Below are 26045 nucleotides of genomic sequence, written 5' to 3' on the forward strand. Positions count from 1 at the left end.
CCTATATCCCCGCCGATGACCGACGAGACGATAGACACTGCCGCGACCGAGGACCTGCCGCTTCAGGCCACCGCCCTGATCGCCGACGAGGCGCGCCGCGCCCCCGACAAGCCGGGCGTCTATCGCATGTACGGCGAGGACGGCGACTGCCTCTATGTCGGCAAGGCCAAGTCGCTGAAGAAGCGCATCGTCCAGTATGCGCAAGGGCGGTTCCACACCCAGCGCATCGGCCTGATGGTGTCGCTGACGCGGTCGATGGAGCTGGTGGTCACCACCACCGAGACCGAGGCCCTGATCCTCGAGGCCGGCTACATCAAGCGGCTGAAGCCGCGGTTCAACGTCCTGTTGAAGGACGACAAGTCCTTCGCCGAAATCATGATCCGGCGCGACCATCGCGCGCCCCAGGTGAGAAAGCATCGCGGGGCCCACACCACGCCCGGCGCCTATTTCGGCCCATTCGCCTCGACCTGGGCGGTCAACCGGACCCTGAACACCCTGCAGAAGGCCTTTCTGCTGCGCACCTGTTCGGACAGCGTCTATGAGACCCGCACCCGGCCCTGCATGCTGCATCAGATCAAGCGCTGCTCGGCCCCCTGCACTGGCCTAATCAGCCTTGAGGACTACGGCGATCTGGTGAAGGAGGCCGAGGCCTTCCTGCGCGGCAAGTCGCGCGCCGTCATCGCCCGCCTGTCGCAAGAGATGCAGACCGCCTCGGACGAGATGGAGTTCGAGCACGCCGCGCGGGTGCGCGACCGCATCCGCGCCCTGTCAGCCATCGCCATGGAATCGGGCCTGAACGCCGAAGGTGTCGGCGACGCCGAGGCCGATGTCTTCGCCCTGCATTCGGAGGGCGGTCAGGCCTGCGTGCAGGTCTTCTTCTATCGCGCGGGTCAGAACTGGGGCGGGCGCGCCTACTTCCCCCGCATCGACAAATCGGACACCGATCCCGAAATCCTCGGCGCTTTCCTGGCCCAGTTCTACGAGGACAAGCCGATCCCGCGGCAGATCCTGTCCAACGTCCGCCCGCACGAGTTGGAGCTGCTGCAAGAGGCCTTCACCCTGAAGTCGGGCCGCAAGGTCGAGATCGCCCGTCCGCAGCGAGGCGAGAAGCTCGCTGTCGTTGAATACGCCCTGACCAACGCCCGCGAAGCCCTGGGCCGCAAGCTGGCCGAGAACTCGGCCACCTCCAAGATCCTCGACGAGGTCTGCGAGGCCTTCGGTCTGGACGCCCGGCCCGAGCGGATCGAGGTCTATGACAACGCCCACATCCAGGGGACCAATGCGGTCGGCGGCATGATCGTCGCGGGGCCCGAGGGCTTCCGCAAGAACCAGTACCGCAAGTTCAACATCCGGGGCGACGACCTGACCCCCGGCGACGACTACGGCATGATGCGCGAGGTCATGCGCCGCCGCTTCGGCAAGATGGTCAAGGACGAGGAGGCCGGCGAGGTCGTCGAACGCCCCGACCTGCTGCTGATCGACGGCGGCGCAGGCCAGTTGGCCGAGGTGCTGGCGGTGCTGGCCGATCTGGGGGTGGACGACATCACCGCCGTCGGCGTGGCCAAGGGACCGGACCGGGACGCGGGCAAGGAGCATTTCTTCATGCCCGGCAAGCCGCCCTTCATGCTGCCGATGAAGAGCCCGGCCCTCTACTACATCCAGCGACTGCGCGACGAGGCCCACCGCTTCGCCAACGGCGCCCACGCCAAGCGTCGCTCGATGGACATCACCAGGAACCCGCTGGACGAGATCGAAGGCGTCGGCCCCTCGCGCAAGAAGGCCCTGCTGCACGCCTTCGGCTCGGCCAAGGGGGTGTCGCGCGCCTCGGTCGCCGACCTGATCAAGGTCCCCGGCGTCAACCAGGCCCTGGCCGAGCGCATCCACGGCTTCTTCCACAAGTCCTGAAACACATGCATTTGCGGTTGAGCCGCGACGGGTCGCGGGTCTAGGAAGGCGCTCATGACCAATGAACTGATCAAGGGCTATCACCGCTTCCGCCAGAACCGGTGGCCGTCCGAACGCGCCGAATACGAGGCCCTGGCCATGAACGGCCAGAAGCCGCACACCCTGGTCGTGGCCTGTTCCGACAGCCGCGCCGATCCGGCCCTGATCTTCGACACCGCGCCGGGCGAGCTGTTCGTGGTGCGCAACGTCGCCAATCTGGTCCCGCCCTATGAGCCGGACGGCAAGCTACACGGCGTCTCGGCGGCGCTGGAGTTCGGCGTCAACGTGCTGAAGGTCCAGCACGTGGTGGTCATGGGCCACGCCTCGTGCGGCGGGGTCAACGCCATGCGCAACGGCGCCCCGTCCAACTGCCAGGACTTCGTCGCCCCCTGGGTCGCCCAAGGCGTGCCCGCCGTCAGCGCCGCCCTCGAGGGCGTGCCCGCCGACGAACAGGAGACGGTGGCCGAAGAGGCCGTGGTGCGCCTGTCGCTGGACAACCTGCGCACCTTCCCCTGGATCGCCGAGAAGGAAGCTGCAGGCGAGCTGCGCCTCAGCGGCCTGCACTTCGGCATCGCCGCCGGCCTCCTGACCAAGCTGACGGGCGCCAAACGGTTCGAACGGCTGGACTAGGCGCCAGAAGGGCGACAGGTCGTCGCCCTCGCATCCAGTGGCGAACCATGCCACACCGCAGGCGTTGCAATGGACGTGATGATGACCTCTGCCCACAAAGCCAACCCGATCCCCAACATCCTGACCAGCATCCGTCTGGCGGCCGGGGTGGTCATGTTCCTGCTGCTGGCCGGCGCCACCAGCGGGGTGCCCTTCTTCTCGGCCATGCTGAGCCCTGACGACCAGTTCGCCCTGTATCGGACCGGCTTCTGGATCTTCGTCATTGCCGCCTCGACCGACTGGGTCGACGGCTATCTGGCGCGGCGCTGGCACGCCGAGACGCGCTGGGGCGCCATTCTGGACCCTATCGCCGACAAGATCCTGGTGACGGGCGCCATCCTCGGCGTTCTGACCTCGGGTTCGGTGCAGCAGATCATCATTCCCTGCGGCCTGATCCTGTTCCGCGAGTTCGCCGTCTCGGCCCTGCGCGAGACCATGGCCGGGCGCATCAACCTGCCCGTCACCCTGGCCGCCAAGTGGAAGACCACCCTGCAGATGGTGGCCCTGGGCTGCCAGCTGTTCGCCCGCAACTGGGACGGCTGGGGCCTGCCGTTTGACTACCTGCCCCACTTCCAACTGTTCTCGGACGCCCTGATCTGGCTGGCCGCCATCGTCACCCTGTGGACCGGCTGGCAGTATTTCAGCGCCGCGCAGAAGCAGATGCGAGATTTGTAGGATTCTCCTTCTCCCCTTGTGGGAGAAGGTGGCTCGCGTAGCGAGACGGATGAGGGGTTGCGGGGCATCAAAGTCTCGCAGCCCCTTTTTTCATGGCGGCGAGACCCCTCATCCGGCCCTGTCGGGCCACCTTCTCCCACAAGGGGAGAAGGGAAAGTCAGAGCGCCTTTTCCATGACCACGAACACCAGCTCCCGCGTCTGCGGCAGGCCGAAGCGCTCGTCGTCCAGGGGGAAGGGCCGGGTTTCGCCGGTCAGGGCATAGCCGCGGCGTTCGTACCAGGCGATCAGCTCCGCGCGCTGACGAATGACGGTCATCTCCATGCGGGTCGCTTTGAACCGAGCGACCGCTTCGGCTTCGGCGGCGTCGATCAGCAGACGGCCCAGCCCGCCGGCCTGACGGGTCGGATCGACGGTCAGCAGACCGAGATAGGCCAGGCCCTGCCCTTGATCCGCCACCTGAACGCAGCCGGTCAGGACGCCCTCGACCTCGGCCAGCAGAATGACCCGGCTGGCGTCGGCAAGGATGTCGAGAAGCTCGGCCGGATCGGTGCGCTGGCCGCCCAGAAGGTCGGCCTCGTGGGTCCAGCCCGCTTTCGCGCTGTCGCCGCGATAGGCGCTTTCGACCAGGCGGTGCAGCGCCGGAACATCATCCGGCGCCGCAGGGCGGAAGGTCGGGGCGCTCAACGGCGGGCCCGACGCGGGGCGGCCTTGCCAGCGTTCTGGAGCGCCACGCCCAGTTCCTGGATCAGGTGATCCATGCCGTAGACGTCGCGCAGGGCCACGGTCACGGCCTGGGTGGTGACGATGACACTGCGGTTGACGTTGCGGTCATAGCCGTAGGCGTTGCGCTGGGTCAGGACGGTGGAGTCGAAGTTGGCGCCGATGATCTCGCCCTTCGCATTCACCGCCGGCGAGCCCGACGAACCGCCGATGGTGTCGGACGACACGGCCATGTTCATCACCGCGTTCGGGTCGATGCGGTCCTTGGCGGCCAGCAGCTTGGGCGCGACGTTGAAGGGCTCAGCCCCCGTCGCCCGATCCCACAGGCCGGCGAAGGTAGTGAAGGCGCCGATGCGCTGGCCCGGAACGTCCGTGCCCTCGACCCGGCCGTAGGTCAGGCGCAGGGTGCCGGTGGCGTCCGGATAGACGGCGTCGCCAAAGGCGGCGAAGCGGGCGGCGGCCAGTTGCTCGGACGCGCGGTCGGTCGGGGCCTTGACCTGGTCATCCCACTTCTTGCGCACGGCGCGGGCGTCGGCGTCGATGGCCAGGACGTACTGGATCAGCGGATCGGTCGAGGCCTGGACGGCGGGCAGACCGCCTTCCCACAGGGCGCGGCGGACGGCCGGGTCAGCCAGTTGGGTGCCAGCGACCAGACGCGCCGACAGGGCCTCGGGGCTTTCCTTGCCCAGCAGGGTGCGGACATAGGGGCTATCGACGGTCAGCCATTCGCGGGTCTTGGACAGCCACCATTCCAGTCGGATCTGCTCCAGCGCCGGATAGGTCGGACGCTCGGCGAACAGGCCGGACTGGACGCCCGGCAGACGGCTGTCGGCGAATTCGCCAAACCGCTGATCCGACGGCTTGGCGCGTTCCTGAGCGCCGCGCACGATGGCCCGCGCCCACTGGAACAGGGACGAGCCGCCCGCCACCGAGGTCGTGCCCATGCCGGTGCCGCCTTCAAGCAGGGCCATCGGGGCGTAGAGTTCGCGTGCGATCGGCTGGACCTCGGCCAGGGCGGCCCAGGGATCGCCGACCTGACCCGACAGGACCTCGTTCTCGGCCACGCGGCGACGGAAGACGGTTTCCTGACCGGCCAGTTGGTCCATGAAGGCCGGGTCGATCAGTGCGGCCATGCGACCGCGACCGCGCTTGTAGGTGTTCTCGACGCCGACGATGGGGTCCATGGCGATGAAGGCCTGCTCGTCACCCTCTTCCGAATAGCGGATCAGGCGACCGCGCAGTTCCGAGGCGATCAACTGGTCCATCGGCAGGACCACGTCGCGGATGGTCATGAGCTGAGCCTGGGTCAGCAGGCGCTGGGTCGAACCGGGGTTGCCGGTGACGAAGACGGGCTCGCCCTCGGTCGGCTTGTCGGGGTTCCAGGTGAAGTGGGTCGGGGTCGCGGCGGGCTTGCCGTCCTCATACAGGCGGATGAAGGCCGCATCGATGGCGAAACGCGGGAAGGAGAAGTTGTCCAGGTCGCCGCCGAAGGTCGCGGCGCGGTCTTCCGGCGCCCAGGCCAGGCGCACGTCGGAGTATTTGCGGAACTTGTAGAGCTTGAACTGGCCGCCGCGATACAGGCTGACGACCTGGCAGCGGATCTTGGGATCTGAGCCGCAGTTTTCGGTCTCGATGCGGCCGGCCTCGGCCTCACGCGCCTGAGTATAGGCCTGACCGTCCAGACCCTCGCCGGCCTTCTGGACGCGTTCGGTGACATCGACGATCTCGGTCAGAATCTCGGCCGAACCGCCGGGGCATTTCAGCTCCTCCTCGCGGCTCCTGGGCGTGAAGCCGGTCTCGGCGTACTGCAGCTGCGGCGTGGACAGGTTGGCGACGCAGGTGGCGACGCAGTGATTGTTGGTCATCACCAGGCCCTCGCCCGAGATGACGCCCGCCGAACAGCCGCCGAACTTGACCGAGGACAGGCGAACGCGGTCCAGCCAGTTCTGGTCGATCGAGGTGCCCAGCGTCTGGTTGGCGCGGGCAATGGGGAAGTTGTCATAGGTCCACATCCCCTCCTCCGCCTTGGCCGAAGACGCGGCGGCGAAGGCCAGGACGGCGGCCGAGGCGAAGAGTAGCGGGGCGTGACTGGTGCGCATGGGGTTTCCTCAGCATCGCTGCCCCGACCACCGCCGGAGCCCGTTTTACAGGCCCATGGAATGTCAGGCCCGTTTGCGGTCAGTCTGAACAGAACCTCGAAGCAAACCGCAACCCCTGGCGAGAGCATTCACAGCCCGCCTTGACGAGACTAGATTCGGCGAATGACGAAACACGACGGGATTGACGCGATGTCGGACGACTTCCCCCAGGGCGTGGTGCATCTCGTGCCGGATGACATGCGGGCGCGGCTGTCGTCCGACCCTGAAATTCTTGCCTTGTGGCGAAACCTGACCCCGCTGGGCCGCAATGAATTCATCTGTTGGGTCGAAGACGCCAAGCAGGCCGCCACCCGTCAGAAACGGATCGAGCGGGCGATCGAAGAACTTCACGAAGGCAAACGGCGTCCGTGCTGCTGGGTCGGCTGCATCCACCGCACCGACAAGGCGCCGAGCCGCTGGCAGCAGGCAGTGCTCATCGAGAAACGCGAGAAGCCGCGCTAGACGCGAGCGCGCAAAGAAAAAGGGGCGCCCGAAGGCGCCCCTTATCCCTCAAACCCGGATCGGCGCTTAGCGCGTCACGCCCAGTTCACGCAGCAGGCGCGGCTGGTTGTAGACATTGCGCAGGGCCTCGGTAACGGCGGCGGTCGAGACCGTCACCGTGCGGTTCAGTTCGCCGTCATAACCGAACGAGCCGCCCAGCGAGTGGATGTTGCCGTCGAAGGCGGCGCCGATCACCTCGCCGCGGGCGTTGATCACCGGCGAACCGGAGTTGCCGCCGATGATGTCGTTGGTCGAGACGAAGTCATAGACGACGTTCTTGTTCACGCGGCTTTCGGCGTCGACGAAGCGGGCCGCCGCGTTGAAAGGCTCGGCGCCGGTGGCGCGCTCATACAGGCCGCCGATCTGGGTGAAGGCCGGCACGGTGACGCCGCGATAGGTCCAGCCCTTCACCTGACCGTAGGACAGGCGAAGCGAGAAGGTCGCGTCGGGGTACAGGTTGTCGCCATAGACGGCGAAGCGGGCCTGGGCGACCTTTTCGGCGGCGCGGGCGGTCGGGGCGTTGACGCCCGCATCCCACTGGGTGCGGACGGCTTGCGCCGCGTCGTCATTGGCCAGGACGAAGGCGATCATCGGGTCGCCCGACGAGGCCAGTTGTTCCGGCGTCATGGCCAGGGCCTGGGCGCGGAAGGCCGGGTCGATCAGCTTGGTCTCGACCAGGCTGGCGGCGATGCCCTCAGGATTCTCGCGGCCCAGCATCGCCTTCACATTGGCGTTGTCGACGGTCAGGTATTCGCGGGTCTTGGACAGCCAGAAGGACAGCTGGATTTCCTCGACGCCCTTGGCGATCGGGGCTTCCGAGGCCAGACGACGGCCCAGAGCGGCGATGTCGCTGTCGGCGTAGCCGGCGCGGCGCTCGGCGAGCGGCTTGGCGCGTTCCTTCGACGCGCGGACGATGGCGCGGGCGTAGGAGTAGAGGGTCGAACCGCCGCCGGCGTTCCCTTCCAGCTGACGGTAAGGCAGGTAGAGGTCGCGCGCCGTGGTCTGGGTTTTTTCCAGATCGGCCCACGGATCGCCGATACGCTCGGCCAGGGCCGGGTCGGCGGCGACGCGTTGACGCAGCTCGGCTTCTTCAGCGCGCTTCTTGCCCATGAAGGCCGGGTCGGTCAGGGCGCCCTGCTGGCCGTAATAGACCTTGAAGCTGTTCTCCAGGCCGAAGATCGGGTCCAGAGCGACGCGCTTTTCTTCCTCGCCGGTCGTCGAATATTCGACCAGACGGCCGCGCAGTTCCGAACCCTGGATCAGGGTGACGGGGATCTGCTGGTCGCGCAGGCGCTCCAGCTGGCTCATGGTCAGCAGGCGCGAGGTCGAGCCGGGGTTTCCGGCGACGAAGGTGACGTCACCTTCGGCCGGGGCGTTGGCATTCCACTTCAGATGGTTCGGCGTGGCGACCGGCTTGCCGTCCTCATAGGCGCGCAGGAAGGCGGCATCGAGGGCGTAGCGCGGGAAGTTGAAGTTGTCCGGATCGCCGCCGAAGAAGGCCGCCTGGAACTCCGGTGCGAAGGCCAGACGCACGTCCTCATACTTGCGGAACTGATAGAGGGCGTACTTGCCGCCGCGATAGAAGCTGATGACCTGGCAGGTCAGCTTGCGGTCGTCGCCGCAGGCTTCTTTCTGGATCTTGTCGATTTCGGCCGAGCGGGCGGCGACAAAGGCCGCGCCCTCGAGGCCGGCGCCGGCGCCGAGCACGCGCTCGGTGACGTCGGTGATGTCGGTCAGGACCTCGGCGGTCTGGCCGGGGCAGGTCTTCTCTTCTTCACGCGTGGCCGGCATCCAGCCGTTCTTGACGTAGTCGTTCTGAGCCGTGGACAGGTCCTGGACGCAGGAGATGACGCAGTGGTGGTTGGTCAGGATCAGACCTTCGCCCGAGACGAACGAGGCCGAGCAGCCCTGCAGGCGCACGGCGGCGTTGCGCACGCGGTCCAGCCACGACTGGTCGATGCGGGTGCCGTACTTGTCGTTCACCGTCTGGATCGGGAAGTTGTCGAACGTCCACATGCCCTCGTCGGCGCGGGCCGGAGTGGCGGTTGCGCCGGTGACGGCGGCGGCGACGCCCAGGGCCGCCAGCGAGGCGGTGAAGGAAAAGGTGCGACGAAGCGACATTCAGGCTCTCTCCCGAGCGCAAGGCACGGCGCCTCGCGTCTGTTATTGTGTAACTAGCGCCGTCGATGGACGGGCCTCAAGCCCCCTTAGTGCCGCAAGACGCCGGGGGGAAGCCGCAGCCTTACCCCGATTTAACTTGGCCCCGGCCCAGCGCGCCGTCAGATAACACTGCAAGTCAGGGGTTTGAGACGCGTCATGTCACTCGCGCTATCCACGCTGCTCTTTGAGTGGCGACGTTATATGGCCGCCGTCATGGCGCTGGCCCTTTCGGGTCTGCTCGTGCTGGCGATGACTGGTGTCTTCATCGGCATCGGCAAGGGCTTCACCGCCCAGATCGAGCGCTCGAACGCCGACATCATGATCCTGCAGCCAGGCGCCAAGAGCCTGATCAACGGACCGTCGGGCGTGCCGCGTCGCTTCATCCCCCTGGCCTACAACCACCCCGCCGTGGTCGAGGTTCAGCCTCTGGACGGCGCCGGCGGCACCTTCCAGTCGGTCAAGGAGGTCGATCCGACCCGAAGCCAGGCCGACAACGCCAAGCAGGGCGCCCCGCGCCAGAAGTTCGTCCAGTCCAGCATCATCGACACCACGCCGGGCTCGGTGACGATCCCGACCGACTATTCCCAGGAACTGGTCGACGCCCTGCGTCAGCCCTACACGGTCGCGGTCGATGAGACGGCCCTGACCACCCTGGGCGTCAAGCTGGGCGACAAGGCCCTATACAACGGCCAGACCGTCACCGTCGTCGGCGTGACGCGCGGCTATCCCAACATGATGCAGCCCGGCGTGGTCATGTCGCGCGACACCCTGCGGATGCTGGGGCAGGCCGACACCGGCCCGCGCGTCGGCCCCCTGATGATCAAGATCAAGGACCCGGCCCAGGCCCCGGCCGTCGTCGCCGAGCTCAACAAGCTGGGCAACGGCCAGTGGAAGGCCTGGACCCGTCAGGAACTGGCCGACGCCAACGCCGGCGCCATGTTCGAGGAAGGCATCCTGGTCATCATCATCGGCGGCTGCGTCGTGCTGGGCATCATCATCGGCGTCGCCATCACCTGGCAGACCCTGCGCGGCGCCATCATGGCCAACATCAAGGAGTTCGCCTCGCTGCGCGCCCTGGGCGTCGGCATGGGGAGCCTGCGCCGCATCGTCATGGAGCTGAGCTTCTGGGTCGGGGTGGTCGGCGTCGCCGCCGCCATCGGCCTGACCTGGCTGCTGTCCCTGTTCGCCATGTCCAAGGCGGTCATCATCGCCCTGCCCCTGCCGCTGCTGATCGTGGTGGGCGGCGGCCTGATCGCCATCTCCATGCTCTCGGGCTTCCTGTCCATGGGCATCCTGAAGAAGAGCCAACCTGCGGACCTGCTGCGATGAACATGCATACGAAAGTTCAAGGCAAGCATGGCGAGTTCGCCATCGAGGCCAAGGGTCTGATCAAGCGCTTCAAGTCCGGCAAGAACTATGTCGAGGTTCTGAAGGGCGTGAACTTCGACGCCCGCCACGGCGACCTGACCATGGTCATGGGCCCGTCCGGTTCGGGCAAGTCGACCCTGATCGCCGCCCTGTCCGGTCTGTTGAAGCCCGAGGCGGGCCGGGTCGACGCCCTGGACGTGGACGACATGTGGAAGCTGTCTTCGGGCCGTCTGGACAAGTTCCGGCTGGACCACTGCGGCTTCATCTTCCAGGGCTTCAACCTCTTCCCCTCGCTCAGCGCCCTGCAGCAGGTGACGACGGTGCTGAAGTTCCAGGGGTTGACCCCCGATCAGGCGAAGAAACGCGCCACCCTGGCCCTGGAAGAAGTCGGCCTGGGCCACCGCCTGCATCAGCGCCCCGCGGCCCTGTCGGGCGGCGAGAAGCAGCGCGTCGCCATCGCCCGCGCCCTGGCCAAGGACCCGCAGATCCTGTTCGCCGATGAACCGACCTCAGCCCTGGACGGCGAGAACGGTCAAGTCGTGATCAAGCTGCTGCGTCGCGCCGCCACCGAACACGGCGCTGCGGTCATCTGCGTGACCCACGACCCCCGTCTGGAAGCCTGGGCCGACCGGGTCATCCACATCGAAGACGGCGTCATCATCGACGATCAGCGCCGCACCCCCAATCCCGACGCCGTTCTGGCCTCGCACTAGACACCGATCCTCAAGGACACCTCCATGCCCGCTTTCCTGAAAAACAAATGGCTCTGGATCGGCCTCGTCGCCCTGATCGTGGTGATCATCGGCTTCGGCATGTTCCAAAAGGCCCAGGCCGCCAAGAAGGCTGAGGCCGCCGCCGCCGCCGAGAAGAAGGTCGAAAGCCCCTATGCGGCCATCGCCAACGGCAAGGTCGACATCGAAGGCGGCATCATCCAGATCGCGGCCCGCCGCGGCGGCGTGGTGCGCGAAGTCCTGGTGCAGGAAGGCGACCGCGTCACCGCCGGCCAGATCCTGGCCCGTCAGGAGGACGACGAACCGCGCCTGGCTCTGCAGACCGCCGCCGCCAACCTGTCGGAGGCCGAAAGCCAGTTGCGCCTGATCAACGTCGACATCGCCACGGCCCAGCGTGAGTACGACCGCCTGCAGAAGCTGGTCTCGACCAACTTCGTCGCCGCCCAGCGCCTGGATCAGGCCCGCGACGCCATTGCTCAGGCTCAGGCCCGCCTCGGCTCGCAACAATCGGCCGTCCAGACCGCCCGCGCCCGCCGCGACCAGGCCGCCTATGACGTCGAACTGACCGTCATTCGCTCGCCCGCCGAAGGCCGCATCGTGCGCCGCTACGCCAACCCCGGCGCCGGCGCCTCGACCCTGAACGTGTCCAACATGTTCGACCTGGAGCCCGACGCTCCGCGCATCGCTCGCGCCGAAATCGTCGAGGCCGACATTCCGAACATCACCGCCGATCAGGCCGTCGAGATCACCCCGGAAGGCGACCCCAGCAAGGTCTATGTCGGCAAGGTCCTGCGCCGCGCCGCCGTCTTCGGCGCCCGCAAGCTGGCCTCGGACGATCCCTCGCAGCGCACCGACGAACGCGTGGTCGAGGTGGTGGTGGCGGTCAACGACGCCCCGCTGCTGATCGGCCAGCGCGTCCTGGTCAAGTTCATGAAGCCAGGCCAGACGGCCGGCGCCAAGCGCGACACCAATGTGGCGGGCGTCCCCGCCAGCCGCTCGATGCAGACCCCGGCCCGTCGCTAAGCGGTCAGTAGAACCGGATATGGAAAAGGGGCCTCGCGAGGGGCCCCTTTTTTGTTGTCCGATCAGTTTCCGGTGAAATCCCCCGGCCGCTTCTCCAGCACCGCCGTGACACCTTCGATGTGGTCCTCGGTCAGGTGGGCCAAGGCCTGCATGGCGGCGGACAGTTCCAGCATCTGATCGAAATTCATGTCGCGGCCCTGACGCAGCAGGCTCTTGGCCATGCGCAGGGCCTGGGGCGGCTGGGCGGCGATCTGGCTGGCCGTGATCATGGCCTCGTCCATCAGGGTCTCATGCGGGACGACCCGGTTGACCAGGCCCCACTGGTCAGCGGTCTCGGCGTCGATGGAGCGGGCGGTGAACAGCATTTCGGCAGCGCGGACATAGCCGATGTTGCGCGGCAGCAGCCACGACCCGCCGTCGCCGGGGATGATGCCCAGCTTCATGAAGGGCACGCCGAAGCTGGCGCGGTCCGAGGCGATGCGGATGTCGCCTAAGCCGGCGATGTCGCAGCCCAGGCCCATGGCCGGGCCGTTGACGGCGGCGATCAGCGGAACCTCCAGCCCATAGAGCGAGCGCACGATGCGGTGGACGACCCGGCGATAGCGCTCACGGATGGCGGCGCCCGAACCCTCGAACAGGTCGGCGCGGGCCTTCATGGCCTTGAGGTCCCCGCCCGCCGAAAAGGCCCGGCCCGCCCCGGTCATGACCACGCAGCGGATCGAGCGGTCGGCGTTAACCGCCTCGCAGGCGGCGGCGAAGGCCTCGCCGTCGTCCAGATCCGGCAGGGCGTTCAACCGGTCGGGCCGGGTCAGGGTCCAGACCATGACCTCGCCGCAGCGCTCCTCGACGATCAGACCCATGACAGACGCTCCTTTAAAAGATGGAGCCGGTTTCAGCGGGGCGACGGTCGAAGGCAAGCGGAATTGAAAAACCCCGGTCGTTCTGACCGGGGCTTGCGGGTTGGATCAAATACCCTCGCGACTACGCGCGCGGCCGTTTGATCGTTATGGGCACGAAGTTCGAAGGATGACTAACCGTGCGGTTGTTCGCCGGGTTCATCTGCTTCGTATTGACCAGCATCCCGCCCCAGAGGGCAAAGGACATCATGGCGTGCTGGAGGTTGCGCTCCTTGTCGTTCATTTAGGCGTCTCCTTTCGTTGAACGATGAAAGAAGACGCGTCGTGCTTATCGGGGATCTCACCGTCATAGTCGTTTCGCGTCAGCAGCCTAGATAGCTCCGCTTGGTTAAAAAGTCAAGATTTTGGTCCGGAACCGGACTTGTTGTAGTTCTAACGTCATAAAATCATGAGCCAGCCGCCCGCCTCCGAACCCGCCCGACCGCCGCGGTCCATCGCCACGCCCTGCGTCATGGTCTGCACCGTGGACGGGGCCTCGGGCCTGTGCCTGGGGTGTTTTCGCACCCTGCCCGAGATCGCGACCTGGAGCCGGATGAGCGACGAGGAGCGGGCGAAGATCATGGGTCAACTGGACGGGCGCAAAGGGTTGATCGACCCGGCCTTGCTGGGCGGGTAACGCGGTTCACCCGTCAACCTTTCGTTCGCCGTATCGCTTCACCCGACGCCAAGACCCTTGCGGCACAGTGGCGTCATGATCCGCATCGAACCGCGCTCTGTTGTTGTTTTCGCCGCCGCCCTGGCCACGTCCCTGGCCTGCGCCGGCGCCCTGCGCTGGATGGACGGCGCAGGCGAGGCTCAAGCCGCCATCGCCGCGCCCTCCGTCGTGCGATCGGCGGACGGTCATTACTGGGCCGAGGCTGTCGTGGACGGTCGCCCGATGCGGATGCTGGTCGACACCGGCGCCAGCGTCGTGACCCTGAGCCGCGCCGATGCGGAAAAGGCCGGCGTCAGCGTCAGGGCCCATGACTTCACCCGCACACTCAACACCGCCTCTGGTCCAGTGAAGGCGGCGCCCGTGGTCCTGCCGTCGCTGGCAGTGGCGGGGGTGCGCCTGACTGCGGTCGAGGCCCTGGTGGTGGACGCCGACATGCCCGCCTCCCTGCTGGGCATGAGTTATCTGGGCCGGCTATCCGGCTTCGAGGCCCGGCCTGAGGGCCTGACCTTCAAGGGTTAGAGCCTCAGCGCGCTGCGCCGAACGGCACCACCTTGTTATCGGGATCGTGGCCGATGTCGGCCGTTCCCAGGAAGGGAATTCCCGAGCGTTCGCACCAGTAGCGGACGATCTCGTCCGCCGTCAGGCCGAAGTCGGGATCATTGGGCGTGACGTCCGAGACCCGCCCCAGTCGAATGCCCGCCGCGCGGCGGATCGAGGCCTGGCCGGTCAGGTGGAACATCATCCGATCGACGCGGTAAAGCGCCTCGGACACCTCCTCCAGCATGATGACGTGGCCGTTCAGGTCCGGCTCCAGCGCCGTGCCGACCAGTTCGTTGAGGATGGTGAGATTGAAGGCGACGGCGGGACGCGGGTCGTCCAGCAGCGACGGCTCCAGCGAGGCGCGGTCGCCGCTGACCAACCATTCCACCGCGCGCCGCCCCGTCGCGTCATGGCGCGCCCCGTCCGAGGCCATCGGTCCGTGGGCGACGTGGGGGAAGCCCGCCTTGTAGAGCAGGGCCAGCAGGCTGCCGGCGTCGGAATAGCCGAGGTAGCGCTTCTTTCTCGCCACCTCGGTCAGTTGCGGCAAGACGGCCTCGGCGATGCGGCACGAGCCATAGCCCCCGCGCGCGAACCAGAGGGCGTTCAGGCGCGGATCATTGGCGAACTCGACGAAGGCGGCCGCGCGGACGGCGTCGTCGCCGCCGAAATGGCCGTGCTTTTCGAACGCCATCGGGTGGAAGACCAACTGCACCTCGCCGCCCGGATAGGCCGCCTCCATCCAGGCCTGTATGGCGGCGCCGCGCTCGGGGTCCAGACGCGAGCTGGCGTTGACGACGCCAATCTTAAAAGGACCTGACTTGAAGGGTGCAGAGCGGGTGATGGGGCTGGCCTCCGGCGTCGCCCGTGCTAGTCAGGCGCTCGGACATTCCCCGGTTTCGCGCGTCAAAATCAAGCCGATGAACAAAGACTATTTCTTCTGCGGCGTCGGCGGGTCCGGCATGCTGCCCCTGGCCATGATCGTTCAGGCGCAGGGGAACCGCATCGCGGGCTCGGACCGGGCGCTGGATCAGGGCCGCACGCCGGACAAGTTCGACTGGCTGCGCGCCCACGGCGTGGCCCTGCACCCGCAGGACGGGTCGGGCGTGGTCAGCCCTGACCAGATCGTCGTCGCCACCGGCGCGGTCGAGGACACGGTGCCCGACATCGGCGCGGCCAAGCGTGTCGGCGCGACCATCAAGACCCGGCCCCAGTTACTGAGCGAACTGTTCAACGCCGCCCCGACCTCGATCGGGGTGGCGGGCACCAGCGGCAAGTCGACCATCACCGGCATGGTCGCCTGGATCCTGGATCAGGCGGGCCGCGCCCCGACCGTGGTCAACGGCGCCGTGATGAAGAACTTCGCCTCGCCCGACCATCCGTTCGCCAGCGCCCTGATCGGCGGCCCCGATCTGTTCGTCGCTGAAGTGGACGAGAGCGACGGCTCCATCGCCCGCTATGAGCCGACGGTGGCGGTCGTGTCCAACATCTCGCTGGACCACAAGTCGATGGAAGAGCTGCGCGACCTGTTCGGCGGCTTCGTCGGCCGGGCGACGACGGCGGTGCTAAACCTCGACAATCCCGAGACGGCGGCGCTGGCGCAAACGCTGCCTGCAGGGAAGGCGATCACCTTCGCACTTGGCGAGGAAGAGGCGGACCTGTCGGCGCATGACCTCAAACCCCTGCCGACCGGCATGACCTTCGAGCTCCGCGTGCGCGGCGAGGCGACGCGGGCCGCGCGGCTGAACGTGCCGGGCGCGCACAATGTCGCCAATGCGCTGGCGGCGCTGGGCGCGGTCAAGGCGCTGGGCGTCAGCATGGATCAGGCGGTCGCGGCGCTGGAGACCTTCAGCGGCATCCGGCGGCGGCTGGAAGTGGTGGGCGCGCGAAACGGCGTCACCGTCATCGACGACTTCGCCCACAACCCCGACAAGATCGCCGCCACCTTGAAAACCCTGCACGCCTTTGACGGGCGGCTGCTGATCCTGTTCCAGCCACACGGGTTCGGCCCACTGAAGCTGATGCAGCGGGAGTTCATCGAGGGCTTCGCCGGCTTGATGCGCGAGCACGACGTCCTGCTGATGCCCGAGCCGGTCTATTACGGCGGCACCACCGACCGTAGCGTGGGCAGCGAGGACATCGCGGCGGGCGTGCGCGCCGAGGGACGTCAGGCGGAAGCCCTGGCCACCCGCGCCGACTGCGGCGACCGCATCCTGGCCCTGGCCCGACCCGGCGACCGGGTGGTGGTCATGGGGGCGCGCGACGACAGCCTGTCGAGTTTCGCGGCGGAGCTACTGGCCCGACTTTAAGCTCCGCGCCCGGAGCAATCGTCAAATTGCCCTTGTAAAACATTCACTTTCGGCAAATCGGCTGTTAAGCGCCTCCCGCCTAACTGCGCTCTCTCGGGGCACAGAAGGGGCGACGGAATGGCCAGGATCGGAGACTTCGTCGAGGCGGCGCCGCCCATGGCGCCCGAGGCGTTCGGGGCCGAGGCCTTCGACCGGTTTCAGGCCGAGCCGAACACCCTGGTCATCGCCGTGGTGGACGCCGACGGACGCCCCGTCGGGCTGATCGAGCGCAACGCCTTCACCCTGAAAATGGCCGCCGAGTTCGGTCGCGCCCTCTATGCCCGGCGCCCCGTCTCGGCCCTGATGGAGCCCGATCCTCTGCTGGTCGAGGCCGACGCCTCGGCCGACGCCCTGTTCCAGAACATGGACGCGGCGGGGCTGGGGGCCCTGCTGAAGGGCTTCATCGTCGTCTCACGCGGCCGCTATGTCGGGGTCGGGGCCGGGCTGCACGTCCTGCAGGCCGGGGTGGCCATCCACAAACGCCGCGCCGAGGCCATGAGCGAACTGGCGCAGAACCTGGTGCGCGCCGAGGCCGAAGCCCGGGCCTCCAGCCGAGCCAAGTCCGAGTTTCTGGCGGTGATGAGCCACGAAATTCGCACGCCGCTGAACGGGGTCCTGGGGGTGGCCGCCCTGATGGAGCGCGAGCTGACGCAGGCCTCGTTGCGCCCCTATGTCCGCACCATTCTGGATTCGGGGAACAGCCTGCTGCGGCTGCTGACTGATGCGCTCGACATGTCGCGGGCCGAGGCGGGCATTCTGACGCTGGAGCCGGCGCCGCTGGATCTGGACGCGGTGGCGGCCGACCTGTCGGCCCTGTGGCGCCCGCGCGCGGAAGAGAAGGCGCTGCGTCTGAGCGTGACCACGGATACGGCCGCCGCGCGCTGGGTCGTCGGCGACGAGATGCGCCTGAAACAACTGCTCAACAACCTGATCGGCAATGCCCTGAAGTTCACCCATGTCGGCGCGGTGGAGGTCAGCCTGTCGACACGGCTGGACGACGGGCGGGTGCGGCTGGACGCCGTGGTCGATGACAGCGGACCCGGCGTCAGCGACGAGGCGGCGGCGGCCATCTTCGAGCCCTTCAACACCGGCGAGGCGGGACGGCAGGGCGCGGGCGCGGGCCTGGGTCTGGCCATCTGTCGTCAGATCGTCGAGCGGATGGAGGGGCGCCTGGCGCTGGAACGCTCGCCGTCAGGCGGGGCGCGCTTCTGCTTCGACCTGCACCTGCCGCTGGCCGAAGCCGACGCGCGGCGGGACGAGGACCGCGCCGCCGCCCCCACCGCCCACGCGACCCTGCATGTCCTGGTGGTGGACGACAACGCCGCCAACCGCTTCGTCGCCGGAAAGGTGCTGGAGCTGTTCGGCTGCTCGCACGAGACCGCCGAGGACGGGCGACAGGCGCTGGAGCGGGCGGCCATCGCGCCGTTCGACCTGATCCTGATGGACGTGAAGATGCCGGTGATGGACGGGGTGGCGGCGACGCGCGCCATCCGCGCCCTGCCCGGCCCCGCGTCAGCCGTGCCCATCCTGGCCCTGACCGCCAACGCCGATCCGCGCGACGAGGCCGAATACCGGGCGGCGGGCATGGACGGGGTGGCGCAGAAGCCGATCCAGCCCGACGCCCTGTTGAACGCCATCCGGCTGGCCCTGTCGCGTCATGCGGTGGCCAAGGCGGCTTAAGGGCGCGCAACCGACCCGCCGCTGGGGTATTGTCCCGCTTGATGCTTCAGGACATGCCCCCCGCCCCGACCACCACCCTCGACGAGGTGGTCGTCACCGCCGCCCGCCTGCCCCCGGCGGCGGGCGAGGCGGCCTTTTCCGTGATCCGTCTGGGCGAGGAGACGCTGTCGAGCGCGACGCGGCTGGACGAGGCCCTGGCGACGGTTCCGGCGGTGTCGCTGTTCCGGCGCACCTCCAGCCTGGCGGCCAATCCGACGACCCAGGGCATATCCTTGCGCGCCATCGCTCCGTCAGGGGCGGGCCGGACGCTGGTGACGCTGGACGGCGTGCCGCTGAACGATCCCTTCGGCGGCTGGGTGATCTGGTCGCAGGTTCCGACAGAAAGCATCGAGAGCCTGGACATCGTGCGCGGCGCCGGGGCTGGCCCCTATGGCGCAGGCGCCCTGACCGGGGTGATCCAGTTGAGGGAGCGCGAGCGCGGCGGGGGGCTGGATGCTTCCATCGCCGAGCGCGGCGGAGCGCGGCTGGCGGGGTCGGGCGGGCTGGATACGGGGCCGGTGCGGCTGACCGGATCAGTGCTCTATGAGGCCAGCGACGGCTATGTCCCCGTGCGCGGCGCGGCGGCGGGAGCAGCGGACACGCCGCTGGATCTGGAGGCCAAGAGCGCGGCCTTGCGCGCGGATGTGCCCTTGGGCGAGGCCGCGCTGTCATTGCGGGCGGCGGCCTATGAGGAGGAGCGCGGCGCGGGGCTGGCGGGGGCGCGGGCCACGGCGAGCGGCCATCTGCTGTCGGCCACCGCCGCCAAACGCCCGTCCAACGGCGACTATGGCTGGCGGCTGCAGGCCTGGCGGCGCGAGAGCGATCTGGCCAATACCTCGGTCGCCGTCGCGGCGGATCGGACGACGACCACGCCAGCGAATAATCAGTATGAGACGCCCGCGATCGGCTGGGGCCTGAACGCGGCCCTGCGCCGGGCCGAACGGCAGATCGTGGGCGGACGGCTGGAGTGGGAGGTCGGCGCCGACGCCCGCTTCAACGAGGGCGAGACGCACGAACAGTTCCGTTACATGGCCGGGGCCTTCACCCGCGACCGCGTCGCCGGGGGCGAAACCTCGGTGGCGGGGATTTACGGCGAGGGCTCGCTGGAGACCGGGCCGTGGCTGCTCGCCGGGGGCGTGCGGGTGGATGGCTGGAAGAATGAAAACGGACGACGGCTGGAGCGCGACCTCGCCACCGGGGCGCCGACGCTGGACGAGGCCGATCCCGAACGCTCGGGCGAGGTGGTCAGCGCGCGGCTGGCGGCGCGACGCATGATCGGCGGCGGCTGGGCGGCGCGGGCGGCGGCCTATTCCGGGTTCCGGCCGGCCACGCTGAACGAACTGCATCGGCCCTTCCGCGTCGGCAACGACCTGACCGAGGCCAATGCGGCCTTGGTCCCCGAGACCTTGCAGGGGATCGAGGCGGGCCTGGCCTTCGAGGGGTCGACCTCGTCGCTGAGCGCCAGCCTGTTCTGGAACCGGATCGAGGACGCCATCGTCAACGTCACCATCGGCGAGGGGCCGGGGACATTCCCCCGCGCGGGCTTCGTCCCGGCGGGCGGCGTGCTGCGTCAGCGCCAGAACGCTGGAACCATCGAGGCGACCGGGATTGAGATCAGCGTCCGCCAGACCCTGCGCGGCGACCTGGACCTAGACGGGGCCCTGTCCGTCACCGACGCCCGCGTGGACGGCGGGACGTCCGCGCCGCAACTGACCGGCCTGCGCCCGGCCCAGGCGCCGATCTGGAGCGCCTCCGCCGGGCTCGACTGGCGCGCCAGCGACCGCCTGAGCCTGAGCGCTCGCGCCCGCTATGAGAGCAGGCGGTTCGAGGACGACCTGAACAGCCGGGTTCTGGGGGCCGCCGTGACGGCGGACGTTCGGGCCGATTGGCGTGTCAACGAAACAGCCTCGCTGTGGCTGGCCGCCGACAATCTGTTCGACGCTGAGGTCGAGGTTTCCGAGACCGGGAACGGGGTCGAAGGCTTCGGGCCGCCGCGTGTGGTCAGCCTCGGCGTACGGCTGGCCTACTGATCACGCCTCGCGGATTCAGCCCACCGCAGCCCGCTCGGCGGCTTCATGCTCGTGGAAGGGCCTCAATTGATCGGCGAGGGCGCGCTGGAACGCCGGGCGCGCCTCGGCCCGCGAGACGTAGCCGGCAAGCCGGGGGAAGTCAGCGACAATATCCGTATGCCGCAGGTCGCGTAGGACGTGGGCCATCAGGATGTCAGCCGCGCTGAAGCGGTCGTTGGCGAACCACTGGCGGTCCCCGAGCGCCGCCTGCAGCTCGCCCAGGCGAACGCGCAGGAAGGCCTCCGCCTCCGGTCTGCGCGCCTTCGCCCAGGCCTTGTCGGCGTTGAACAGGTCGATGCCGGCCAACTCGGCGACGAAGGGCTCGACGCTGTTCATGGCGGCGAACAGCCAGGTCATGACTATGGCGCGGCCCGCGTCGTCGGACGGCATGAGTTGGTCGGAGCGCTGGGCAATCCACAGGACGATGGCGCCGCTCTCGAACATCTCGACCTTGCCGTCGCTGTAGACCGGAACCTGGCCGAACGGCTGACGGGCGCGATAGGCGGGCTTGGACTGGTCCTCGAACCCGATCAACTGGTCGTCATAGCCGAGCCCAGCCTCTTCGAGCGCCCAGCGCACGCGGATGTCGCGCACAGACCCTTGGGCGAAGGGCGGCACCCATTTGAACGCGGTGACCTGAATCATACGACCTCCCTGTCGCGCATTTTCGCCTGGGCTGTGCGCGCCCTGGCTGCACGCGCTTCGTTGACGAATATATTGATATCAACATATAATGACTCATGTCAAACGATGCCGCAGCCTTTGGCCAGACTCTGCACATTCGTGACCATTGCCTGTGTCTTCACGCACAGCGTGCGGCGCGGGTGCTCTCGCGGCGCTTTGACGAGGCGTTTCGCCCGCTGGGCATCACCAGCGGGCAATTCTCACTGATGAACGGTCTGAACCGGCCGGAGCCGCCCACCATCGGCGCGGTCGCGCAGCTCCTGGCTATGGACCGCTCCACCGTGACGGCGAATCTGAAGCCGCTGGAGCGGGCCGGCCTGGTCGTCGTCTCCATCGACCAGAAGGACCGCCGCGGCCGGCGTGTCGCCCTGACCGACGCCGGTCGCGCGGTGCTGGGCCAGGCCACGCCCATATGGATAGACGAACACGCCCTGATCGAGCGCGAAGTGCAGGACGCCCACGCCCTGCGAACAGCCCTTCTGGCCATCACCTGATCGTAAGTCAGGCGACTCGCGACATTCCGGCGCCTAAACGGCATTGCAAATCGTTCGCACACTGTGGCAGAGCCATGTTGTGACCGAAGCCGCTGCAAATCCCGCCAAAACCGCCGCGAAACCCAAGGCGGCGCTGAACGCCAAACGGTCGTTCTGGCTGAAGCAATTGCACAGCTGGCACTGGATCTCGGCGGCGGTCAGCCTGGTGGGCATGATCCTGTTTGCGATCACCGGCATCACCCTGAACCACGCCTCGCAGATCCCGGCCGAGCCGGTGACGAAGGAGGCGACGGCTGTCCTGCCCGCCCCCCTGCTGGCGCGTCTGGCCGACTTCCCCGCCGAGACCACCGACGCCGTGCCCGCCCCCGTGGCGCGCTGGGCCGCCGACGCCTTTAAAGTCCAGGTGGACGGCAAGCCGACCGAGACCACGGCGGATGAAATCTATGTCGCCCTGACCACGCCCGGCGGCGACGGATGGCTGACCATCGACCGTTCAACCGGCGAGGCCGTGCACGAGAAGACCACGCGCGGCTGGGTCGCCTATCTCAACGACCTGCACAAGGGTCGCAACGCCGGAGTGGTCTGGTACTGGTTCATCGACGTCTTCGCCGTGGCCTGCGTGATCTTTTCCGTCACCGGCCTGGCCCTGCTGTGGCTGCACGCCCGCGGCCGCCCCTCGACCTGGCCCATCGTGGCCCTGGGTCTGCTGGTTCCTGTCGTCATCGCCCTTCTGTTCATCCACTGACCCTTCAACTGACGAGCCTCCCCCATGCGTAAGCTTCCTCTCGTCCTGACCGCCGCCGGCCTCGCCGCCGCCGCGCCCGCCGTGGCCAACGCCGCCGATCTGACGGTGAACGTCGAGCTGCCGCGCATCGCCAGCGCCTCCTATCACCGCCCCTATGTGGCCGTGTGGATCGAGAAGCCGGACCAGTCGACGGCCCAGACCCTGGCCGTCTGGTACCAGCAGACCCGCAACAACGAGGGCGACGGCAAGGACTGGCTGAAGGACCTGCGCACCTGGTGGCGCAAGGGCGGCCGCGCCATGACCATGCCCGCCGACGGCGTGTCCGGGCCGACCAAGGCCCCCGGCCGTCATTCGGTGACTGTGCCCGCCGCCCGCCTGCGCAATCTGCCCGCCGGCCAGTACAACATCGTCGTCGAGGCGGCCCGTGAACTGGGCGGCCGTGAGGTCGTGCGCGTGCCCTTCCGCTGGGGCGGCGCCAACACCGCCGCCGGAACCGGCTCCACCGAACTGGGCGCCGTTCGCGTCGCCGTGACCCGCTAAGGATCTGAGATCATGAAAAAGACGCTCGCCTTCCTGTCTCTGGCCGCCGTTCTGGCCGCCCCGCTCTCGGCCCAGGCGCACCGCGCCTGGCTGGCCCCGACGTCAACCGTGCTGTCGGGCAACGACGCCTGGGTCGGCTTCGACGCCGGCATGTCGAACGGGGTCTTCATCCCCGACCACGCCGCCATGCGTCTGGCCGGTCTGACCATCACCGCCCCGGACGGTTCGACCGCACAGGCCGAGAACGTCATGCAGGCCAAGTACCGTTCCAGCTTCGACCTGCACCTGGCCCAGCCCGGCACCTATCGCGTCGCCAATGTCGGCTCGGGCTTCATGGCCAGCTACAAACAGGGCGGCGAGCAGAAGCGCTGGCGCGGCACGGAAGCCGAGTTCCCCGGCGCCCTGCCCGCTGACGCCACCGAGGTCGTAGCCACCCGCACCGACAGCCGAACCGAGACCTTCGTGACGCTCGGCGAGCCGACCGACCTGACCGTCGTCGGCAAGGGTCTGGAACTGGCCCCCGTCACCCACCCCAACGATCTGGCCGCCGGCGAAGCCGCGACCTTCAAGCTGCTGAAGGACGGCCAGCCCGCCGCCAATGTCGAGGTGACGATCGCGCGCGGCGGCACCCGTTACCGCAACAATCCCGAAGAGATCACGGTCAAGACGGGTGCGGACGGCGCCTTCACCGTGACCTGGCCGCAAGCCGGTCTCTACTGGCTGGGCGCCTCGGTGCGCACGGCGGGCGTGAACGGCCAGCCCGGCGCGAACGCCTCGTGGAACGGCGCGCTGGAAGTCCTGCCCTGACCGTCAACAAGTCCAGTTCGGCCCCGCCGCCGCTCCAGCTTGGGGCGGCGGTTGAAGGCCGTCAGGACACGCGTGTCCTGATCCCGCCGACCACACGCGCGCCCGAGCGGCCGCCCAGCGACCTGATCTGGTCGCTGGCGGGGGAAAGCATGGGCACCACCTGGTCGGTGCGTCTGGTCCCTCTGCCCGGAACGACGCAGGACGCGTTTCAGTCGGCGGTCGAGGAAGAGCTGGCGCGCATCATCGCCCTGTTCAGCCCCTGGACGCCCAGCAGCGAGATCAGCCGCTTCAACAACGCCCCCGCTGGGACGTGGAAGCTGTCGGACGACTTCTGGAGCCTGCTGAACGCCTCGCTGGATCTGGCCGACGACGTCAACGGCGCGGTTGATCCGACCCTGGGCGCCCTGGTCGATCTGTGGGGTTTCGGCCCGCCGGGACCGCGCGATCCGCTCAATCCCCTGCCCTCCGATGATGAGGTCGAGGCGGCGCTGGCCGTGTCCGGTTGGCAGAAGCTGCGACTGAACCGCGACGCGCAGGCGGCGGTGCAGATCGGCGGCATGAAGCTGGACTTTTCCGGCATCGCCAAGGGCCACGCCGTGGACCGGGTCTCGGCACGGCTGACCGAGATGGGCGCCACCTCGCATCTGGTCGAGATCGGCGGCGAACTTCTGGGGCGCGGGGTCAAGCCGGACGCCCAGCCCTGGTGGGTCGAGATCGAGGCTGTGCCGGGTTCGCCCGCGCCGCATACGGTGGCGGCCCTGTTCGACGTGGCGGTGGCCACCTCGGGCGACTGGCGCCGGGCCTTCGTGCATGAAGAACGTCTCTATCCGCACACCATCGACGGCTCGACCGGGCGGCCGGTGGACAATGGCCTGGCCCAGGTCACTGTCTTTGACGCCTCGGCCATGCGCGCCGATGCATGGGCCACGGCCTTGACCGTGCTCGGCCCCTATGACGGACCGGAGTTCGCCGAGGCCATGCAGATCGCAGCCCACTTCGTCGAGCGGACGCCGCGCGGCCTGGTCGAGCGGATGAGCTCCGCCTTCGCCGCCATGATGGACGAAGAAGAAGCCTGATCGTGACCGCCGACCTGACCCGCTGGCTCTGGACGGGCGTCGCCGTCGCCCTGTGGCTGGGCCTGATCGGCCTGACCGTGTGGCGCGTGCGCGCCGCCGCGAAGAAGGCCGCCGACCAAGCGCGAGCTCTGGCCGAGGCGGCGGGCGACGACGCCGTACTGATCGCCTTCGCCAGCCAGACCGGCTTTGGCGAGGAGTTGGCCTGGATGACCGCCCGCGCGCTGGGCGACGGCGGCGTCGGCGCGCGGATCACGTCCTTCGCGGACCTCGATCTGGAGACGCTGAGGGGCGCGCGGCGGCTGCTGGTCGTGGCCTCGACCACCGGCGAGGGCGATGCCCCCGACAGCGCGGCCCGCTTCGTGCGGCAGGTGATGAAGGGCGAGGCCGACCTGTCGCACCTGTCCTATGGCCTGCTGGCCCTCGGGGACCGTTCCTATGACGCCTATTGCAGTTTCGGCCACGCGGTCGGCGACTGGCTGGACGGCTGCGGCGCCCAGACCCTGTTCGACCGGGTCGAGGTGGACAATGGCGACGCGGGCGCCATCCGCCACTGGCAACATCAGCTGAACCAGATCACCGGCTCGACCTCCGCCCCCGACTGGACCCCGCCCGCCTATGACCGCTGGCGCTTGATTGAGCGGAGCCTGTTGAATGCGGGCAGCCCCGGCGGCGCGGCGTATCACCTCGCGTTTGAGCCCATCGACCATGCGCCCGACTGGACGGCGGGTGACATCGCCGAGGTCGGCCTGCCGGCGCGCGACGGCGAGCAGCCGGCCAGCCGTGAATACTCGGTCGCCTCCCTGCCTTCGGACGGGCGGGTCGAGTTCTGCATCCGCCTGATGACCCGCCCCGACGGCGCCCCGGGCCTGGCCTCGGGCTGGCTGACGCAGGACGCGCAGATCGGCGACGAAGTGGCCATGCGCGTGCGCGCCAATCGCGGCTTCCATGCCCCGCCGCCCGAGGCCCCCATCATCCTGATCGGCAACGGCACCGGGATTGCGGGCCTGCGCGGGCATCTGAAGGCGCGGGCGCGGCACGACAAAACTGGCGGGGCCTGGCTGCTGTTTGGCGAGCGGACGCGGGCGCATGACGCCCTCTATGACGCCGACCTGCAGGCCTGGCTGGCGTCGGGCGCCCTGACCCGTCTGGACCGAAGCTTCTCGCGCGACGGCGGCGAGAACCGCTATGTCCAGTCGCTGGTGGCCGAACACGCACGACCGATGGCCGACTGGGTTGATCGCGGGGCCTATGTCTATGTCTGCGGCAGTCTGGAAGGCATGTCCAAGGGCGTTCACGCGGCGCTGGAGGCGGCGCTGGGCGAGGAACGGCTGATGCGGCTGACGGATAGCGGGCGGTACAGGCGCGACGTTTACTGAGGAAGGCGACGCCTCTCCCTCCCCTTCATGGGGAGGGTGACTGAGCCCAAAGGGCGAAGACGGGTGGGGGCGCTTTGGCTATTCAAGCGCTGCATTCCGTGTCGCCGCGCCCTCCCCACCCGGTCGCTTCGCGACCACCCTCCCCATG

The 26045-nt window shown here is 68.3% G+C and carries 25 protein-coding genes; 18 read left to right on the forward strand and 7 right to left on the reverse strand.

What is annotated here, in order from left to right:
* Positions 1 to 15 precede the first annotated feature (15 nt).
* From uvrC to pgsA, 3 genes are all read left to right on the forward strand, one after another.
* Positions 16 to 1905, forward strand: a complete 1890-nt coding sequence (gene uvrC / locus CQ039_RS06940) for an excinuclease ABC subunit UvrC (RefSeq protein ID WP_105562696.1) — start codon at positions 16 to 18, stop codon at positions 1903 to 1905.
* 54 nt (positions 1906 to 1959) lie between these two features.
* Complete coding sequence (locus CQ039_RS06945) at positions 1960 to 2574, forward strand: carbonic anhydrase (RefSeq protein WP_105562695.1); 615 nt, start codon at positions 1960 to 1962, stop codon at positions 2572 to 2574.
* Positions 2575 to 2655: 81 nt separating this feature from the next.
* Positions 2656 to 3288, forward strand: a complete 633-nt coding sequence (gene pgsA, locus CQ039_RS06950) for a CDP-diacylglycerol--glycerol-3-phosphate 3-phosphatidyltransferase (protein WP_105562722.1) — start codon at positions 2656 to 2658, stop codon at positions 3286 to 3288.
* A gap of 157 nt (positions 3289 to 3445) precedes the next feature.
* Here pgsA and CQ039_RS06955 read toward each other — a convergent pair whose 3' ends face one another.
* Complete coding sequence (locus tag CQ039_RS06955) at positions 3446 to 3973, reverse strand: GNAT family N-acetyltransferase (RefSeq protein WP_105562694.1); 528 nt, start codon at positions 3971 to 3973, stop codon at positions 3446 to 3448.
* Positions 3970 to 6108, reverse strand: coding sequence for a S46 family peptidase (locus tag CQ039_RS06960; protein ID WP_105562693.1), 2139 nt, complete (start codon positions 6106 to 6108; stop codon positions 3970 to 3972). The genes CQ039_RS06955 and CQ039_RS06960 overlap by 4 nt, the downstream gene beginning before the upstream one ends.
* Positions 6109 to 6270: 162 nt before the next feature.
* On the opposite strand from CQ039_RS06960, the gene CQ039_RS06965 reads away from it, so the two are divergent.
* Positions 6271 to 6609 carry a YdeI/OmpD-associated family protein gene (locus CQ039_RS06965; RefSeq protein ID WP_233190156.1) on the forward strand — a complete coding sequence of 113 codons (339 nt, stop codon included), beginning with the start codon at positions 6271 to 6273 and terminating at the stop codon, positions 6607 to 6609.
* Between the two features lie 66 nt (positions 6610 to 6675).
* Here the strand turns inward: CQ039_RS06965 and CQ039_RS06970 are convergent, their stop codons facing one another.
* The gene (locus CQ039_RS06970) at positions 6676 to 8769 is read right to left on the reverse strand and encodes a S46 family peptidase (RefSeq protein ID WP_105562692.1); all 2094 of its coding nucleotides are present in this window, start codon (positions 8767 to 8769) and stop codon (positions 6676 to 6678) included.
* A gap of 195 nt (positions 8770 to 8964) precedes the next feature.
* Here CQ039_RS06970 and CQ039_RS06975 point away from each other — a divergent pair, with 195 nt between their 5' ends.
* Genes CQ039_RS06975 through CQ039_RS06985 form a run of 3 tightly spaced genes read left to right on the forward strand, consistent with a single transcriptional unit; the run spans position 8965 to position 11930 of the window.
* On the forward strand, positions 8965 to 10137 hold the full coding sequence (locus CQ039_RS06975) for an ABC transporter permease (protein ID WP_105562691.1): 1173 nt from the start codon (positions 8965 to 8967) through the stop codon (positions 10135 to 10137).
* Positions 10134 to 10889, forward strand: a complete 756-nt coding sequence (locus CQ039_RS06980; protein ID WP_105562690.1) for an ABC transporter ATP-binding protein — start codon at positions 10134 to 10136, stop codon at positions 10887 to 10889. The genes CQ039_RS06975 and CQ039_RS06980 overlap by 4 nt, the downstream gene beginning before the upstream one ends.
* A gap of 24 nt (positions 10890 to 10913) precedes the next feature.
* On the forward strand, positions 10914 to 11930 hold the full coding sequence (locus tag CQ039_RS06985) for an HlyD family secretion protein (RefSeq protein WP_105562689.1): 1017 nt from the start codon (positions 10914 to 10916) through the stop codon (positions 11928 to 11930).
* A gap of 62 nt (positions 11931 to 11992) precedes the next feature.
* Here the strand turns inward: CQ039_RS06985 and CQ039_RS06990 are convergent, their stop codons facing one another.
* Positions 11993 to 12790, reverse strand: coding sequence for a crotonase/enoyl-CoA hydratase family protein (locus CQ039_RS06990; protein ID WP_105562688.1), 798 nt, complete (start codon positions 12788 to 12790; stop codon positions 11993 to 11995).
* Positions 12791 to 12911: 121 nt separating this feature from the next.
* Entirely contained in the window at positions 12912 to 13070 is a 159-nt protein-coding gene (locus CQ039_RS16700) for a hypothetical protein (RefSeq protein WP_199183586.1), read from the reverse strand.
* 165 nt (positions 13071 to 13235) lie between these two features.
* Here CQ039_RS16700 and CQ039_RS06995 point away from each other — a divergent pair, with 165 nt between their 5' ends.
* Together CQ039_RS06995 and CQ039_RS07000 are read left to right on the forward strand one after the other, a co-directional pair.
* Positions 13236 to 13463 carry a DUF1289 domain-containing protein gene (locus CQ039_RS06995; RefSeq protein WP_105562687.1) on the forward strand — a complete coding sequence of 76 codons (228 nt, stop codon included), beginning with the start codon at positions 13236 to 13238 and terminating at the stop codon, positions 13461 to 13463.
* Positions 13464 to 13538: 75 nt separating this feature from the next.
* A complete protein-coding gene (locus CQ039_RS07000; protein ID WP_105562686.1) occupies positions 13539 to 14021 on the forward strand; it encodes a TIGR02281 family clan AA aspartic protease in 483 nt (160 codons plus the stop codon).
* Positions 14022 to 14025: 4 nt separating this feature from the next.
* Here CQ039_RS07000 and CQ039_RS07005 read toward each other — a convergent pair whose 3' ends face one another.
* Entirely contained in the window at positions 14026 to 14883 is an 858-nt protein-coding gene (locus CQ039_RS07005; protein WP_105562685.1) for an LD-carboxypeptidase, read from the reverse strand.
* Positions 14884 to 14959: 76 nt separating this feature from the next.
* Between CQ039_RS07005 and murC the strand changes: the two genes are divergently transcribed.
* The 3 genes from murC to CQ039_RS07020 all read left to right on the forward strand — a co-directional run bounded on the left by murC (position 14960) and on the right by CQ039_RS07020 (position 20136).
* Positions 14960 to 16348, forward strand: a complete 1389-nt coding sequence (gene murC / locus CQ039_RS07010) for a UDP-N-acetylmuramate--L-alanine ligase (protein WP_105562720.1) — start codon at positions 14960 to 14962, stop codon at positions 16346 to 16348.
* Positions 16349 to 16465: 117 nt separating this feature from the next.
* Positions 16466 to 18067, forward strand: coding sequence for an ATP-binding protein (locus tag CQ039_RS07015; RefSeq protein ID WP_105562684.1), 1602 nt, complete (start codon positions 16466 to 16468; stop codon positions 18065 to 18067).
* A gap of 53 nt (positions 18068 to 18120) precedes the next feature.
* Positions 18121 to 20136 (forward strand): TonB-dependent receptor, encoded by a 2016-nt coding sequence (locus CQ039_RS07020; protein WP_233190155.1) that lies wholly within the window; start codon positions 18121 to 18123, stop codon positions 20134 to 20136.
* A 15-nt stretch (positions 20137 to 20151) separates the two neighbouring features.
* Here the strand turns inward: CQ039_RS07020 and CQ039_RS07025 are convergent, their stop codons facing one another.
* Entirely contained in the window at positions 20152 to 20820 is a 669-nt protein-coding gene (locus CQ039_RS07025; protein WP_105562682.1) for a glutathione S-transferase family protein, read from the reverse strand.
* Positions 20821 to 20915: 95 nt separating this feature from the next.
* Here CQ039_RS07025 and CQ039_RS07030 point away from each other — a divergent pair, with 95 nt between their 5' ends.
* The 6 genes from CQ039_RS07030 to CQ039_RS07055 all read left to right on the forward strand — a co-directional run bounded on the left by CQ039_RS07030 (position 20916) and on the right by CQ039_RS07055 (position 25897).
* A complete protein-coding gene (locus CQ039_RS07030; RefSeq protein ID WP_105562681.1) occupies positions 20916 to 21353 on the forward strand; it encodes a MarR family winged helix-turn-helix transcriptional regulator in 438 nt (145 codons plus the stop codon).
* Between the two features lie 79 nt (positions 21354 to 21432).
* The gene (locus CQ039_RS07035; protein WP_105562680.1) at positions 21433 to 22098 is read left to right on the forward strand and encodes a PepSY-associated TM helix domain-containing protein; all 666 of its coding nucleotides are present in this window, start codon (positions 21433 to 21435) and stop codon (positions 22096 to 22098) included.
* 24 nt (positions 22099 to 22122) lie between these two features.
* Positions 22123 to 22638, forward strand: a complete 516-nt coding sequence (locus CQ039_RS07040) for a DUF2271 domain-containing protein (RefSeq protein WP_105562679.1) — start codon at positions 22123 to 22125, stop codon at positions 22636 to 22638.
* 12 nt (positions 22639 to 22650) lie between these two features.
* The gene (locus tag CQ039_RS07045) at positions 22651 to 23445 is read left to right on the forward strand and encodes a DUF4198 domain-containing protein (protein WP_105562678.1); all 795 of its coding nucleotides are present in this window, start codon (positions 22651 to 22653) and stop codon (positions 23443 to 23445) included.
* The gene (locus tag CQ039_RS07050; protein ID WP_233190154.1) at positions 23415 to 24521 is read left to right on the forward strand and encodes an FAD:protein FMN transferase; all 1107 of its coding nucleotides are present in this window, start codon (positions 23415 to 23417) and stop codon (positions 24519 to 24521) included. Before CQ039_RS07045 ends, CQ039_RS07050 begins: the two co-directional genes overlap by 31 nt.
* Positions 24522 to 24523: 2 nt before the next feature.
* The gene (locus CQ039_RS07055; RefSeq protein WP_105562677.1) at positions 24524 to 25897 is read left to right on the forward strand and encodes a sulfite reductase subunit alpha; all 1374 of its coding nucleotides are present in this window, start codon (positions 24524 to 24526) and stop codon (positions 25895 to 25897) included.
* The last annotated feature ends 148 nt before the right edge of the window (positions 25898 to 26045 follow it).

Source organism: Brevundimonas sp. MYb52 (assembly GCF_002979535.1).
Classification (GTDB): Bacteria; Pseudomonadota; Alphaproteobacteria; order Caulobacterales; family Caulobacteraceae; genus Brevundimonas.

Excerpts from the sequence above, each read along its gene's own strand:
- uvrC (WP_105562696.1), top strand. The coding sequence starts at position 16 with ATGACCGACGAGACGATAGACACTGCCGCGACCGAGGACCTGCCGCTT.
- CQ039_RS06945 (WP_105562695.1), top strand. The coding sequence starts at position 1,960 with ATGACCAATGAACTGATCAAGGGCTATCACCGCTTCCGCCAGAACCGG.
- pgsA (WP_105562722.1), top strand. The coding sequence starts at position 2,656 with ATGACCTCTGCCCACAAAGCCAACCCGATCCCCAACATCCTGACCAGC.
- CQ039_RS06960 (WP_105562693.1), bottom strand. The coding sequence starts at position 6,108 with ATGCGCACCAGTCACGCCCCGCTACTCTTCGCCTCGGCCGCCGTCCTG.
- CQ039_RS06965 (WP_233190156.1), top strand. The coding sequence starts at position 6,271 with ATGACGAAACACGACGGGATTGACGCGATGTCGGACGACTTCCCCCAG.
- CQ039_RS06970 (WP_105562692.1), bottom strand. The coding sequence starts at position 8,769 with ATGTCGCTTCGTCGCACCTTTTCCTTCACCGCCTCGCTGGCGGCCCTG.
- CQ039_RS06975 (WP_105562691.1), top strand. The coding sequence starts at position 8,965 with ATGTCACTCGCGCTATCCACGCTGCTCTTTGAGTGGCGACGTTATATG.
- CQ039_RS06980 (WP_105562690.1), top strand. The coding sequence starts at position 10,134 with ATGAACATGCATACGAAAGTTCAAGGCAAGCATGGCGAGTTCGCCATC.
- CQ039_RS06985 (WP_105562689.1), top strand. The coding sequence starts at position 10,914 with ATGCCCGCTTTCCTGAAAAACAAATGGCTCTGGATCGGCCTCGTCGCC.
- CQ039_RS06990 (WP_105562688.1), bottom strand. The coding sequence starts at position 12,790 with ATGGGTCTGATCGTCGAGGAGCGCTGCGGCGAGGTCATGGTCTGGACC.
- CQ039_RS16700 (WP_199183586.1), bottom strand. The coding sequence starts at position 13,070 with ATGAACGACAAGGAGCGCAACCTCCAGCACGCCATGATGTCCTTTGCC.
- CQ039_RS06995 (WP_105562687.1), top strand. The coding sequence starts at position 13,236 with ATGAGCCAGCCGCCCGCCTCCGAACCCGCCCGACCGCCGCGGTCCATC.
- CQ039_RS07000 (WP_105562686.1), top strand. The coding sequence starts at position 13,539 with ATGATCCGCATCGAACCGCGCTCTGTTGTTGTTTTCGCCGCCGCCCTG.
- murC (WP_105562720.1), top strand. The coding sequence starts at position 14,960 with ATGAACAAAGACTATTTCTTCTGCGGCGTCGGCGGGTCCGGCATGCTG.
- CQ039_RS07015 (WP_105562684.1), top strand. The coding sequence starts at position 16,466 with ATGGCCAGGATCGGAGACTTCGTCGAGGCGGCGCCGCCCATGGCGCCC.
- CQ039_RS07020 (WP_233190155.1), top strand. The coding sequence starts at position 18,121 with ATGCCCCCCGCCCCGACCACCACCCTCGACGAGGTGGTCGTCACCGCC.
- CQ039_RS07025 (WP_105562682.1), bottom strand. The coding sequence starts at position 20,820 with ATGATTCAGGTCACCGCGTTCAAATGGGTGCCGCCCTTCGCCCAAGGG.
- CQ039_RS07030 (WP_105562681.1), top strand. The coding sequence starts at position 20,916 with ATGTCAAACGATGCCGCAGCCTTTGGCCAGACTCTGCACATTCGTGAC.
- CQ039_RS07040 (WP_105562679.1), top strand. The coding sequence starts at position 22,123 with ATGCGTAAGCTTCCTCTCGTCCTGACCGCCGCCGGCCTCGCCGCCGCC.
- CQ039_RS07045 (WP_105562678.1), top strand. The coding sequence starts at position 22,651 with ATGAAAAAGACGCTCGCCTTCCTGTCTCTGGCCGCCGTTCTGGCCGCC.